Origin of the sequence: Janthinobacterium aestuarii (assembly GCF_046113285.1) — a bacterium.
Taxonomy (GTDB): Bacteria; Pseudomonadota; Gammaproteobacteria; order Burkholderiales; family Burkholderiaceae_D; genus Janthinobacterium.
Window position 1 is genome coordinate 3,567,338 of record NZ_CP142524.1, and the last position, 13,481, is coordinate 3,580,818.

13 protein-coding genes are annotated in these 13,481 nt (G+C 63.0%); all 13 read right to left on the reverse strand.

Going from position 1 to position 13,481, the window contains the following annotated elements; genetic code table 11:
- Nucleotides 1–12: 12 nt before the first annotated feature.
- Entirely contained in the window at nucleotides 13–1,227 is a 1,215-nt protein-coding gene (locus tag OX462_RS15890; protein WP_409026529.1) for an aminotransferase class V-fold PLP-dependent enzyme, read from the reverse strand.
- 22 nt (nucleotides 1,228–1,249) lie between these two features.
- On the reverse strand, nucleotides 1,250–2,035 hold the full coding sequence (locus OX462_RS15895) for a TrmH family RNA methyltransferase (RefSeq protein WP_409026530.1): 786 nt from the start codon (nucleotides 2,033–2,035) through the stop codon (nucleotides 1,250–1,252).
- On the reverse strand, nucleotides 2,032–2,670 hold the full coding sequence (rnhB, locus tag OX462_RS15900; protein ID WP_230505604.1) for a ribonuclease HII: 639 nt from the start codon (nucleotides 2,668–2,670) through the stop codon (nucleotides 2,032–2,034). Before rnhB ends, OX462_RS15895 begins: the two co-directional genes overlap by 4 nt.
- Before the next feature lie 44 nt (nucleotides 2,671–2,714).
- Nucleotides 2,715–3,899: a lipid-A-disaccharide synthase gene (gene lpxB / locus OX462_RS15905; RefSeq protein WP_409026531.1), complete on the reverse strand. Its 1,185-nt coding sequence runs from the start codon at nucleotides 3,897–3,899 to the stop codon at nucleotides 2,715–2,717.
- Nucleotides 3,883–4,674 (reverse strand): acyl-ACP--UDP-N-acetylglucosamine O-acyltransferase, encoded by a 792-nt coding sequence (gene lpxA, locus OX462_RS15910; RefSeq protein WP_070221515.1) that lies wholly within the window; start codon nucleotides 4,672–4,674, stop codon nucleotides 3,883–3,885. Before lpxA ends, lpxB begins: the two co-directional genes overlap by 17 nt.
- Before the next feature lies 1 nt (nucleotide 4,675).
- Entirely contained in the window at nucleotides 4,676–5,170 is a 495-nt protein-coding gene (fabZ, locus tag OX462_RS15915; protein WP_034752234.1) for a 3-hydroxyacyl-ACP dehydratase FabZ, read from the reverse strand.
- Nucleotides 5,167–6,222 carry a UDP-3-O-(3-hydroxymyristoyl)glucosamine N-acyltransferase gene (gene lpxD, locus OX462_RS15920; protein ID WP_121669224.1) on the reverse strand — a complete coding sequence of 352 codons (1,056 nt, stop codon included), beginning with the start codon at nucleotides 6,220–6,222 and terminating at the stop codon, nucleotides 5,167–5,169. Before lpxD ends, fabZ begins: the two co-directional genes overlap by 4 nt.
- A 21-nt stretch (nucleotides 6,223–6,243) precedes the next feature.
- On the reverse strand, nucleotides 6,244–6,762 hold the full coding sequence (locus OX462_RS15925; protein ID WP_046684967.1) for an OmpH/Skp family outer membrane protein: 519 nt from the start codon (nucleotides 6,760–6,762) through the stop codon (nucleotides 6,244–6,246).
- Nucleotides 6,763–6,813: 51 nt separating this feature from the next.
- Nucleotides 6,814–9,150: an outer membrane protein assembly factor BamA gene (gene bamA / locus OX462_RS15930; RefSeq protein ID WP_070221517.1), complete on the reverse strand. Its 2,337-nt coding sequence runs from the start codon at nucleotides 9,148–9,150 to the stop codon at nucleotides 6,814–6,816.
- Nucleotides 9,151–9,233: 83 nt separating this feature from the next.
- Nucleotides 9,234–10,595 (reverse strand): RIP metalloprotease RseP, encoded by a 1,362-nt coding sequence (gene rseP, locus OX462_RS15935; protein WP_070311814.1) that lies wholly within the window; start codon nucleotides 10,593–10,595, stop codon nucleotides 9,234–9,236.
- Nucleotides 10,592–11,776: a 1-deoxy-D-xylulose-5-phosphate reductoisomerase gene (gene ispC / locus OX462_RS15940; RefSeq protein WP_070288004.1), complete on the reverse strand. Its 1,185-nt coding sequence runs from the start codon at nucleotides 11,774–11,776 to the stop codon at nucleotides 10,592–10,594. Before ispC ends, rseP begins: the two co-directional genes overlap by 4 nt.
- 8 nt (nucleotides 11,777–11,784) lie before the next feature.
- Nucleotides 11,785–12,618 (reverse strand): phosphatidate cytidylyltransferase, encoded by an 834-nt coding sequence (locus OX462_RS15945; RefSeq protein WP_070288002.1) that lies wholly within the window; start codon nucleotides 12,616–12,618, stop codon nucleotides 11,785–11,787.
- Nucleotides 12,618–13,385, reverse strand: coding sequence for a polyprenyl diphosphate synthase (gene uppS / locus OX462_RS15950; RefSeq protein WP_070311816.1), 768 nt, complete (start codon nucleotides 13,383–13,385; stop codon nucleotides 12,618–12,620). The genes OX462_RS15945 and uppS overlap by 1 nt, the downstream gene beginning before the upstream one ends.
- Between the last annotated feature and the right edge of the window lie 96 nt (nucleotides 13,386–13,481).

Consider the following 13,481-nt stretch of genomic DNA (forward strand, 5'->3'; position numbering starts at 1 on the left):
GCGACGGTTTTGTCAGGCGTTCGCCTCGCTGGACAGCACCGTCAGCGCCGCCACCAATTGGTCCAGTTCAGCGGTGGTGGTGGTGATTGCCACCGTGGCGCGCACGATGTCGGCATCGCCGATATTGCGCTGCACGGTAAAGACGCCAAAACGCTGCAGCAAGGCTTGCTGCAGATCGCGCGCGCTCATGCCGTCAACGGCAAAGGCGACCAGCGCCGTGCCGCGTTTGGCATCGAGCGGCGACAGGATGCGCACGCCGGGCAACTGCGCCGCCCGCTCGACCCAGTAATTGCGCAGCCAGGCCAGGCGTTCGTTCTTGGCCGGCGTGCCGCCCAGGCGCGCATGGAATTCCAAGGCGGCAGGCGCGGCCAGGATGGCGCCGATCGGCGGCATGCCCATGTGCAGGCGGCTGCGGATATCGTCCAGCGGATAATCGTCGTCGCCACAATGCGGCTCGATCTTGTGCAATTGCGAGGCGCGGATATACACGACACCGAGTCCCGCCGGCGCCCCCAGCCATTTGTGCAGATTGAAACCGGCGAAATCGACACCCATGGCCTGCACGTCGACGTCGACCTGCCCCAGCGCATGAGCGCTGTCGAGCAGCACGTCGATACCGTGTTCGCGCGCCAGCGTCATGATGGCCTTCAGCGGCATTTGCTGGCCATTGGCCGGCGTCACCTGCGACAGCAGCAGCAATTTGGGCTTGACGGCCTGGCGCATGGCTTGCGCGTAGCGGGCGATGATCTCGTCATCGCCGATGGGCAAGTTCAATGCGACTTGCGTGCTGGTGACGCCACGGCGCTGCGCCAGCCAGCGCATGGCCGTGCGCATGGCCGGATAGTCGAGATTACTCCACAGCACGGTATCGCCGGGCGCCAGGCCGTGGTATTGCGTGATCAGCACCTGCATCGACTCGGTGCCGCTGCGGGTCAGCAGGATTTCATGCGGTTCCGCATGGATCAGCGCGGCGACGCGCCGGCGCAGGCTATCCACATGCGTGCGCGTGAATTCGCCGCGCACGAAAGGACTCAGTTGCTCGTTGGTGTAGCGCACGGCCTGCTCGAAGGCCGCTTGCACGGGGGCGGCCATGGCGCCGAAATAGCCGTGCTCGAGATTGACGATGGCGTCGGGCGGAGCGGGATAAAACCTGGCTACCTGGCGCCACCAGGCCTCGTCACGCGTGGCACCGTCGGCAAGCAAGGGCAGAACTGCATGGTCAGGCATGGCGGGCCTTGCTGTGAAAGTATCAGGACTGACCCTGGCGCAGCTGCTCGAAGAAGCACACGGCGGCGCAGGCGGCCACGTTCAGCGATTCGATCTGGCCCAGGTGGGGAATGACTACCTGGTGCGTGGCCATCGACAGCAGGTCGTCGGCGACGCCCTGCCCTTCATGGCCGAACAGCCATGCGACGGGCTGGCGCAGGTCGACGTCGTACAGACGCTGCGTGGCGTAGCCGCTGGTGGCCAGCGTCGCCACCTTGGCGTTCGATACGAGTGCCGCCAGGTCGACGTTTTCAAAGATGTCGAGCACGAAGTGCGCGCCCATCGCCGCGCGCAGCACCTTGGGCGACCAGCAGAAAGCCGTGCCGGCGCTGCAGTACACCTGCGTGATGCCGGCGGCGGCCGCGCTGCGCAGGATGGAACCCACGTTGCCCGGGTCTTGCAGGTTATCGAGCAGCACGGCCGACACGCTCAGAGGCTGCGTGACGGCCCGTTCCGGCGTCTCGACGAGGAACATCACGCCCACGCCATGTTCGACCTGGCTCACCGCGTTATACAGCGCATCGGGCAAGCCCAGTACGTGCGCGCGCCGGCTTTCCAGCTGGCCGACGATCTCCGCCACTTCCGGATTTTGCAAGGCGCTTTCGCTGACGATGCACTGCTCCGGCATGCCGCGCAGCTGCAGGTACGACTGGCACAGGTGCACGCCGTCGAGCAGGGTGCGGCACGACTTGCGGCGCGCCTGCGAACTGCCCGCCAGCTTCAATAAATCCTTGTATTGCGCATTGTCGCGCGAGGTAATCGTCTTCATGCCGCCACCTCCTGCCCGCCGAACAGCGCGATCACGTTGCGCACGGGCGCGAACGAGCGGCGGTGCACGGGCGAGGCGCCGTGCAGGTGCAGGCGCTCCAGGTGCAGCTTGGTGCCATAGCCCTTGTGCTGGTCGAAGCAGTACTCGGGATAGGCCGCATGCAGGTGCACCAGCGCCGCATCGCGCGCCGTCTTGGCCAGGATGGAAGCGGCGGAAATGGAATCGACCTTGTCGTCGCCGCCGATGATGGCCATGCCGCGTATCGGCATCACGGGGCAGCGGTTGCCGTCGATCAGTGCCAGGGTCGGCACGGTCGCCAGGGCCTCGACGGCGCGGCGCATGGCCAGCATCGACGCCTGCAGGATGTTCAGGTTGTCGATCTCTTCTTCCGACGCTTCGGCGATGGCCCAGGCCAGGGCCTTGGCCTTGATTTGCGGTGCCAGCAGGTCGCGCCTGGCTTCGCTGAGTTTTTTCGAATCACGCAAGCCGTCGATGGGCTGGTTCGGATCGAGGATCACGGCGGCGGCGAAGACGGGGCCGGCCAGCGGACCGCGGCCTGCCTCGTCGACGCCGCAGATGATTTCATCGAGCGAGAATGGCAAGTCGTCAAACAGGCCGGGATAGATATTTTTCACGTTGAATCTTTGGTTGGTGCTGCGGTTGAAGCGGTGATTCGGGCTTACTTGCGGTTGGCGGCGATGACCTGCATGACGGCGTTGGCGCTCTCGCGCGCGCTGTCGCGCAGCAGGCTGTGGTGCATGTCCGTGAAGCGCTGCACCAGGCGCAAGCGGCCCGGCACGTCGCTCAGCTGCTGCCACATGGCGTCCGCCAGCGCTTGCGGGCTGGCCGCGTTTTGCAGCAGCTCGGGCACCAGGTAATCGCGCGCCAGGATGTTCGGCAAGCCTATCCACGGCTGATAGCCCATGTGGCGCATGATTTCCCACGAGGCGCGCATCATCTTGTAGGCGATGACCATCGGTTTCTTGTACAGCGCCACTTCCAGCGACGCCGTTCCGGAAGCCACCAGCACCGCATCGGCGGCGCAGATGGCCGTGTGCGAGCCGCCATCGGTGAGCAATATCTCGACGTCCTGCAAGCCCGCCTCACGGATCAGTTGCAAAAAGTACTGGCGCTGCTTTTCGCCGGCCATGGGCGCGACGAAACGCAGGGAGCGGTCGCGCGCCAGCAGCAGCTTGCAGGCGCCAACAAACGCCTCGGTATTATATTTGAGTTCGCCCATGCGGCTGCCCGGCATCAGGGTCACGACATTCGCGTCTTGCGGCAAGCCCAGGACACGGCGCGCGGCCGCCTCGTCGGGCTGCAAAGGGATCATCTCGGCCAGCGGATGGCCGACATAGGTGACGGGCACGCCCGCCTTGCGGTAGATCTCTTCCTCGAACGGGAAGATCACCAGCATGTGCGAAACGGCCTTGATGATTTTCTTGATGCGTCCACCGCGCCAGGCCCATATCTGCGGCCCGATGTAGTGCACGGTGGGGATGCCGCCTTCCTTCAGCTGCTGTTCCAGCCCCAAGTTAAAGCCCGGGTAGTCGGCGCCGATGAAGACGGCGGGACGCTCCGCCAGCAGCTGGTCGCGCAGCGCGTTCTGGATACCCTTGATTTCGCGGTAGCGGGGAATGATCTCGAACAGGCCGCGCACGGTCAGTTTGTCGAGCGGCCAGTCGGACACGAAGCCCTGCCTGGCCATGTGCTCGCCGCCGATGCCGTGGAAGCGCGCGCCGGGCAGCTGCGGCACGAGGCCGGACAGCAGCCGGCTGGCCAGCAAATCGCCCGACACCTCGCCGGCGACGATGGCGACATTGGCGACACCGAGGCCGCGGTCCTGGTCAGCGGACGATGCCACGCGACGCCACGCCAAGGAATTCGCGCATGGCGCGAATGTGTTGCGCCACCTCGGGCGAGGAAGCCTGCTCTTCTTCGAACAGGGCCGCCTTGGACTCTTCCAGCGTCAGTCCCGCGCGGTAGATGAGCTTATACGCGGCGCGGATGCCGTTGATCTGCTCGCGCGTAAAGCCGCGGCGTTTCAAGCCTTCGATATTGACGCCATGGGCCTGTGCCGGATTGCCGTTCAACAGGACGAACGGCGGCACGTCCTGCGTCAGGCTGGTGCTCATGCCGACAAAGGCGTGCGCGCCGATCTTGCAGAACTGGTGCACATTGGCGAAACCGCTCATGATGACCCAGTCGCCGATTTCCACGTGTCCCGCCAGCTGCGCGTTGTTCGAAAAGATAGTGTTGTTGCCCACCAGGCAGTCGTGCGCCAGGTGCACATACGCCGAGATCCAGTTGTCATTGCCCAGGCGCGTCACGCCGCCGCCCTGCACGGTGCCCGTGTTGAAGGTGCAGAACTCGCGGATGGTGTTGCGGTCGCCGATTTCCAGGCGCGTCGCCTCGCCCGCCCATTTTTTATCCTGCGGCTGCGCGCCGATGGAAGAAAACTGGAACAGGTGGTTGTCGCTGCCGATCGTCGTGTGGCCGTCGATCACCACGTGCGGGCCGACCCTGGTGCCGGCGCCGATGCGCACGTGCGGACCGATGATGGTGTACGGACCCACCTCGACCGAGCTGTCGAGCTCAGCCTTCGGATCGATGACTGCCGTGGAGTGGATGGCCGCCATGTTACTGCCCCGCTGGCTGGCTCGCAGACTGGCTGGCATCTTGCGCGCTACGGATCGTGCACATCAGTTCCGCTTCCACCGCCAGCTTGCCGTCAACCGTACCGACGGCCTTGTATTTCCAGATGCCGCGCGAGACGCGCAGGATTTCCACATCCATCTTCAATTGGTCGCCCGGTTCGACTGGACGCTTGAAGCGCGCATTGTCGATACCGACGAAGTACACGACCGAATTCTCGTCCGGCTTCACGCCCATCGACAGGAACGACAGCAAAGCTGCCGTCTGCGCCAGCGCTTCGATCATCAGCACGCCGGGCATGACCGGCTTGTGCGGGAAATGGCCCTGGAAGAACTCTTCGTTGACCGTCACATTCTTGATGGCGGTGATGGTTTTATCGGCTTCCCAGTCCAGCACGCGGTCGACCAGCAGCAGCGGGTAGCGATGCGGCAGCAGCGATTTGATGGCGAGGATGTCGAGGGTCTTTTTTTCAGTAGTCATTTTTCGTCTTGCGTGGTCAGTGTTTTAATTGTTTTTTCAAGCGCGCGGATCTTCTCGCGCATGCTTGACAGGTTGCGCACGATGGCCGCGCTCTTTTCCCAGTCGGCGTTCTTGGCCAGCGGATAAAAGCCCGTGTACTGGCCCGCTTCCAGGATCGAACGCGAGACCATGCTGCCCGAGCCCACGTGGACGCGGTCGGCAATGGTCAGGTGGCCCAGCACCATGGCGGCGCCGCCAAAGGTGCAGTACTTGCCGATGATGGCGCTGCCGGCCACGCCGACACAGCCGGCCATGGCCGTGTGCGCGCCGATATGGCAGTTGTGGCCGATCTGGATCTGGTTATCGAGCTTGACGCCATCTTCGATGATGGTGTCGGCCAGTGCGCCGCGGTCGATGGTGGTGTTGGCGCCGATATCGACATCGTCACCGATCACCACCCTGCCCGTCTGCGGTATCTTGATGTAGACGCCGCCTTCGTTGGCGAAGCCGAATCCGTCGGTGCCGATCACGGCGCCCGAATGGATGATGCCGCGCTGGCCGATCACGCAGCGCGCGTGAAAGGTCACGTTGGCGAACAGCTGGGTACCGGCGCCGATGACGGCGTCGCGCCCCACCACGCAACCGGGTCCGATGACGCAGCCGGCGCCGATCACGGCGCCCGCTTCGATCACCGCATGCACGCCGACGGAGGCGCTGGCGTCAACCTGCGCGCTGGCGTCGACAAAGGCGCCCGGATGGATGCCGATTGGTGCCGTGATCTCGTGCAGGGCGGCGAAATACTGCGCCGCGCGCGCGAAATACACATAGGGATTCGGGGTGACGATGCGCGCGCCGGCGTAGTCGCCGCCGATCAGCGCATCGTCGGCCGGCGTGAGGATCAGCGCGGCGGCGCCGCTCTGGGCCGCCTGTGCGCGGAATTTGCTATTGCTGAGAAAGCTGATGTGCGAAGCGCCGGCGTCGGCCAGCGGTGCGATACCTGACACTTCCAGGTTGGGATCGCCCGCCAACTGCCCGCCGAAGCGTTCGACCAATTCTCCTAGTCGAGTGCCCATCTAATTACCTCTATTCTAATATCACTTGTCCAGCGCCTTCAAGACCTTGTCGGTAATGTCGATGCGCGGGCTGGCCCACAGGGCTTCCTGCAGCACGATGTCATATCCTTCGATATGCGCCATCTGCTGGATGATGGTGTTGGCCTTTTCCGCGATGGCGCTGCGCTCTTCATTCGTGCGCTGGCTCAGGTCTTCGCGGAACTCGCGCTGGCGGCGTTGCAGCTCCTTGTCCAGCTCGAAAAACTCGCGCTGGCGCTTGGCGCGCTCCGCCTCGCTCAGGGTCGGCATGTCCTTTTCCAGGGCTTCGTTGGCCACCTTGAAGCGGGCAGCCAGTTCCTGCACGGCTTTTTCGCGCGAGCGGAACTCTTCGGCCAGCTTGGCGCTGGCCAGCTTGGCCAGCCTCGATTCGTTATAAATACGTTCGCTGCTGATCCAGGCGATCTTCGACTCCTGAGCCTGCGCCTGCACCGGCAACAGCGAACTCCAGCACAATGCGATCACGGCAAGGGTCTTGGGCAGGGTAGCGGATGCGGTGTTCATGATACTCCATGGTCAAAAAGTAAAAGCTGTCGCCCCCGTTCAGATGGCCGGTCAGAAACCGGTGCCCATCTGGAACTGGAAGCGCTCCAGGCGGTCCGTCGGCTTGGCGTTCAGCGGCTTGGCGTAGCTCAGCTTGAGCGGGCCCACCGGTGAAATCCAGCTGATGCCCAAGCCAGCAGAATAGCGCAATTGCGAGATCCGCATTTTTTCGCCTTCCTGGTAGACCTGGCCGCCGTCAAGGAAACCGAACCAGCGCAAGCTGCGGTCATTGCCCGAACCGGGGAATGGCATCTGCAGTTCCGCATTACCGATCAGGCGCGAAGCGCCGCCCAAGGCATCGTTGGTGCTCGGTTCGACCGCGCCCAGCGAGGAACTCAGGTAGCCGCGCACCGAACCGATGCCGCCGCCGTAGAAGTTCTTGAAGACCGGATACACGTGCTTGCCGATACCGTGGCCGTAATCGATCTCGCCCTTCAGCGCCAGGGTGACCTTGCTGAACAACGGACGGAAATACTGGTGCTCATAAATGGCGCGGAAATATTTCTGGTCGCCGATCAGGTCGGCCTCGAGGTTGACGCGCTGGTAGCGGCCGATCGATGGCGTCAGGGCGCTGTCGCGGCTGTCGCGCTGCCATGCCGCCGTCAGCGGGATGGAATTCGTGGTGGCCGAACCGATACCGTCGGACGGGCCGCCATTGTCGATCACGTACTGCTTGAAGCGGATCGGGCTGGTGATGTCCGTTTCGATGCGCGAGCGCTCGGCGCCGATGCCGAAGAAGACGGTGTCGACTTCCGAGAACGGCACGCCGAAACTGACGCGGCCACCGGTCTGCTTGATCTTGTAGCTGCCGATGTTCAGCGCCGGCGGTTCCGTCGTGCGCAGGTAGACTTCGAAGCTGCGCGAAATGCCGTCGTCCGTGAAGTACGGATTGGTTTGCGAAAACGCGATCGTGCGGCTGTAATGGCTGGTATTGAGTTCAATGCCGACCGTGTTGCCGCTACCGGCGAAGTTGGCTTGCGAAATCGAGGCCGACAGGGTGAATTTTTCCGATTGCGAGAAGGCGCCGCCGATCAGGAAGTTACCGGTCGGTTTTTCCACCACCGTCACGTTGACGTCGACCTGGTCGGTCGTGCCCTGCGCTTCCGGCGTGTCGATGGTCACGTCCTTGAAGTAGCCGAGGCGGTCGACACGGTCGCGCGACAGCTTGATCTTGTTGCTGTCGTACCAGGACGATTCGAACTGGCGGAATTCGCGGCGGATGACTTCATCGCGCGTGGTGGTGTTGCCGGCGATATTCATGTGGCGCACGTAGACGCGCTTGCCCGGATCGATGAAGAAGGTGAAACCGACTTCATGCTTCTCGCGGTTGATTTCGGGATTGGCGTTGACGTTGGCAAACGCATAGCCGAACGTGGCCAGGCGGTCCTGGATGCGCTTGTTCGTCGCCGTCAGGCGCGCGCCCGAGTAGATGTCGCCTTCGCGCATCAGGTTCAGCGCTTTGAGCTCTTCTTCGCGGCCGAACATCTCGCCTTCGAACTTGGTGCCGGCGATCTTGTACTTTTCACCTTCGGTGATGTTGATCGTCAGGTAAATGTCTTTTTTATCGGGCGTGATCGACACTTGCGTCGAATCGACCTGCATCTCGATGTAGCCGCGGTCCAGATAGTAGGACTTCAGCGCTTCGATGTCGCCCGTCAGCTTGGTCTTCGAATACTGGTCGGCCTTGGTGTACCAGCTGAACCAGCCGCCCGTGTTCAGGGCCAGCTGCTCGCGCAGTTCCTTGTCCGTGAAGGCCTTGTTGCCGACGATGTTGATCTGCTTGATGCGGGCCACGTCGCCCTCGTCGACGGCGAACACCACGTTGACGCGGTTGCGCTCGATCGGCGTGACGGTGGTGGTGATCTTCACGCCGTACAGGCCATGCGACAGGTACTGGCGCTTGAGTTCCTGTTCCGCGCGGTCGACGGAGGCCTTGTCGAAAATCTTGGCTTCACCGACGCCGATTTCCTTCAGCGCCTTGACCAGCACGTCCTTTTCAAATTCCTTGGTACCGGTAAATGCCACGCTGGCGATGGCCGGACGTTCCTCGACCAGCACCACCAGCACGTCGCCATCGGCTTCCAGGCGCACATCCTTGAACATGCCCGTCGCATACAGGGCCTTGATGGCGGCAACGCTCTTCTCGTCGGAGAACGTTTCGCCGACCCGCACCGGCAGGTAGGCAAAGACGGTGCCCGCTTCAGTACGCTGGATCCCTTCGACCCGGATGTCCTTGACTGTAAATGGCTGGACGGCCAGCGCGTGGCCGGAACAGATGGCCATGACGGCGGCGCCGATCAGGCTGCGGCGAAAGGAAGGCAAGGCAAAACGAGCAGAATGTAATTTCATTGGGGTTATTCAATGGGTAAATCAATGGACAACATACACAAAAGATTGCTTGTGCGACTCACGCAATGGCCTCAACCAGCGTCCTAATTCAGCAATCGCAACACGTCATTAAAGACGGCAAGCACCATCAAGGTCAGCAACAAACCTATCCCCAGGCGCTGGGCAATCTCGCCTACGCGCTCCGGCAAGGGGCGTCCGGTCAAAACTTCCAGCGAATAATACAGCAAATGCCCGCCATCCAGAACAGGAATGGGTAGCAAATTCATCACGCCCAGACTGATACTGATGAAGGCGATGAAGCTCAGGTAGCTTACCAAGCCGATGCGCGCCGTCTGGCCCGCGTAATCGGCGATGGTAATGGGTCCCGTCACATTCTTCAGAGAAACCTGGCCGGTGATCATTTTGCCCAGCATTTTCAGGCTCATGACACTGGTATCCCAGACCTTGGCGGACGCCTTGCCCACGGCAGAGAACGGTCCGGAGGCCACGGTGATCATATCCGGCACCTGTCCCAGCTTTGCTTGTATCTTACCAACTGTTACAGCTCCCTCTGCCCCGGCGCCCGGCACGGCGTCCGGCGTAATGGGCAAGGTCAGGTCCTGGCCCTGGCGCAAGAGCTGCAATTGCAAGGTGCGGCCCGGCGCCTGGCTCAGGGTGGCGATGACGGCCGCCACGTCGTGCACGGGTTGTTCGTCGATGGCCAGGATCTGGTCGTTTTTCTGCAGGCCGGCGCGCGCGGCGGCGCCATCGGGCATGATTTCCATCAGCGTGGGCGCGGAACGGGCCAGGGTCAAACCCAGCTTGCCCAGCACGTCGCCTTCCAGGTCCGTCTCCGTCAGGCTGGCCGTCGGCAAGGTCGCTTCCTGCTGGCCACGGTCGGGACGGCGCACTTCAATGCGCGCCGGCAGCTTGTCGAGGGTAGCCTGGATCAGTTCCCAGCGCAGCTCGGACCAGCTGGCCACGGGCTTGCCATTCACCGACTCGACCGTATCGCCGCTGCGCAAGCCGGCCGCATGGGCGGCAGTCTGTTCGGCCACGGGGCCGAGCTTGCTCGACGGCTCTTCGATGCCATGCATGAACAGGCCCGCGTACAGCACGATGGCGACGAGGAAGTTGGCCAGCGGGCCGGCGGCCACGATGGCGATGCGGCGCCACACGCTCTGGCGCGTGAATTCGCGGCGCAATTCGCTCTCCGGCAAGTCGCTGAGGTCTTGCGCGCGGCTGTCGAGCATGCTGACATAGCCGCCCAGCGGCAGCGCGGAGATCGCCCATTCCGTCTGGTCCTTGCCAAACTTGCGCGAATACACCACTTTTCCCATGCCGATCGAGAAACGCAGCACTTTCACGCCGCACCAGCGCGCCACCAGGTAGTGGCCCAGCTCGTGCAGGGTAATCAGCGAACCGAGCGCGACGATAAAGGCCAGCAACGTGGTGATGAGCGTCATGCAGCCAGCCTTTGCGCGATATACGCGTGCGCGGCCGCTCTGGCCAGGCGGTCCTGCTCCATCACGGCGTCGATGCTCGAAGCGGCGCCATGCGGCACCGTCTCGATCACGTGCGCGATGACCCTGTCGATCTGGCGGAAGCCGATCTGTTCGTCAAGAAACGCTTGCACGGCCACTTCATTGGCCGCATTGAGCAAAGCCGGCGCCGTGCCGCCCGCACGCAAGGCGTCAAAGGCCAGCGCCAGGCAGGGGAAACGGCGGAAATCGGGACGTTCGAACTGCAAGGTGGCCACTTGGGCCAGGTCCAGCTGCGCCACGCCGGAAGCGATGCGCTGCGGATACGCCAGCGCATGGGCGATCGGCGTGCGCATGTCCGGATTACCCAGCTGGGCCAGCACGGAACCGTCGATGTACGAAACCATCGAATGGATCACGCTTTGCGGGTGGATCAGCACCTCGATCTGGTCGGCCGGCGCGCCGAACAGCCAGTGCGCCTCGATCACTTCCAGGCCCTTGTTCATCATGGTGGCCGAATCGACGGAAATCTTGCGCCCCATGGCCCAGGTCGGATGCTTGCATGCCTGGTCCGGCGTGACCGTGTCGAGCGTCTCGACGTCGCGCGTCAGGAAAGGGCCGCCGGAAGCCGTCAGCACGATTTTCGCCACGCCCGCGGCGCCCGGCGCGCGGCCATGGGCGTGCGGCATGCATTGGAAGATGGCGTTGTGTTCGCTGTCGATGGGCAGCAGCACGGCGCCGTTGTCATGCACGGCATCGATGAACAGCTGGCCGGACATGACCAGCGCTTCTTTATTGGCCAGCAATACTTTCTTGCCGGCACGCGCTGCCGCCAGGGTGGGCGCCAGGCCGGCCGCGCCGACGATGGCCGCCATCACGCCCGTCACCTGTGGCGCGCTGGCGATGTCGCACAGGGCGTCCACCCCGTACTCGACTTGCGTATCGACGCCCTGCCCGCGCAGCAAGCGCGTCAGTTCAAGGGCGGCGTCGGCCGTGCCGACGACGGCGCGCCGGGGGCGAAATTGCAGGCACTGGGCGGCCAGTTCGGCCACGCGGCTGTGGGCGCTCAGCGCATACACGCTGTATTGCTCCGGATGACGCGCGAGGACGTCCAGGGTGGACACGCCGATCGAGCCGGTCGCGCCAAGAATGGTGATGTATTGCATGAGTTTCCTTAAAGCCAGCTGGCCACGAGGGCGGCAAATGGCAAGACCGGGATCAGCGCATCGATACGGTCGAGTACGCCGCCATGGCCGGGCAGCAGCTTGCTGCTGTCCTTGATGCCGGCGCGGCGCTTCAGCTGGGATTCGAACAGGTCGCCGACGATGCTGGCCGCAACGATCAGCAGCAGCACCAGCAAGGCCACCAGCCAGCCGCGGCGCAATTGCAGCTGCACGGCGAAGGTGTCTTGCAATACCGGCAGCGATGGCGCGGCCACGATGGTGATGGCGGAGATGACCAGCACGGCGATGCCGCCGCCGATGGCGCCTTCCCAGGACTTACCTGGGGAAATACTTGGCGCCAGTTTGCGCTTGCCGAACGCCTTGCCCGAGAAATAGGCGCCGATATCGGCGATCCACACGAGGGCCATCACGGACAGCAGGTACAAAGGGCTATGCAGGAACAGGGCGATGATGGCGACGAAGCAGCCGACGATGGTCACCGGGTACACGAAGCTGAGCAAGGTATTGCCCAGGCCTTCGGTGGGCGGCAAGCCTGTTGCCAGCGAAGGCACGAAGCGGATCAGCCAGATGGCCACGCACAGGGCGAACCAGAAATTGAGCTGCGCCATGCCGTTGCCGACAAAAAAAGTATACGCGAAGGCGGCAGTCCAGACGGCGGCGATCAGCAGCGCCTGGCGATTTTTGAAGATGCGGAAGCTTTCCCATACGGCGGCGCCGAAGAACGCCGTGGCGATCACGGCGAAGGCGGGGAAATAATTCAGATACAGAACCGGCAGCAAGACCGCCAGGAGGACCAGGGCGGTGATTATCCGTGTTTTCAGCATCAGTTTGTCTTTTCAGTTAATTGCGCGCTGGTACGGCCAAAGCGCCGTTCGCGCTGCTGGTAAGACGCGATTGCCGCGTCGAGGCACTCGCCATTGAAGTCGGGCCAGAAAGTTTCGGTGAAAAACAACTCAGTGTACGCCAGTTGCCACAGGAGGAAATTGGAAATGCGCTGCTCGCCGCCCGTTCGGATGAACAGGTCGGGCTCGGGTGCGTAAGCCATGGCCAGGTGCGGCGCCAGTTGCTCTTCCGTGTAAGCGTGTCCGGCAGGCTGGCCATCGGCGAGCACCTGGGCCGTCATTTTATTGACTGCCTGCATGATGTCCCAGCGGCCGCCGTAGTTGGCGCAGATGGACACCGTCAGGCGCGTGTTGTTCGCCGTCTTGCGCTCCGCATTGGCGATCAGGGTTTGCAGCTCGTCGTTGAAGCGCGACAAGTCACCCACCACCTTCAGGCGGATGTCGTTCGCATGCATCTTGACCACTTCGCGTTCCAGCATCGTGACGAACAGGCGCATCAGCATCGACACCTCTTCTTCCGGGCGGCGCCAGTTTTCCGAGCTGAAAGCAAACAGGGTCAGGTATTCGACGCCGCGCTCGATACAAGCCTCGACGATGCCGCGCACGGCATCCGCGCCCTTGACGTGGCCAGCCACACGCGGCAGGAAGCGCTTGGTTGCCCAGCGACCATTGCCATCCATAATGATTGCTACATGGCGCGGCACCGTGCCCACTTCAGGTACTGCCGTTGTCGAACTCGAATAGATCATGAAAACACGAATACCAAAAAATAAAAGATAACTATTATGCTCCAAATAGCACTGCCCGGAAAAGCCGTGCTTTTCCGGGCAGCGCCAAAAGGACTG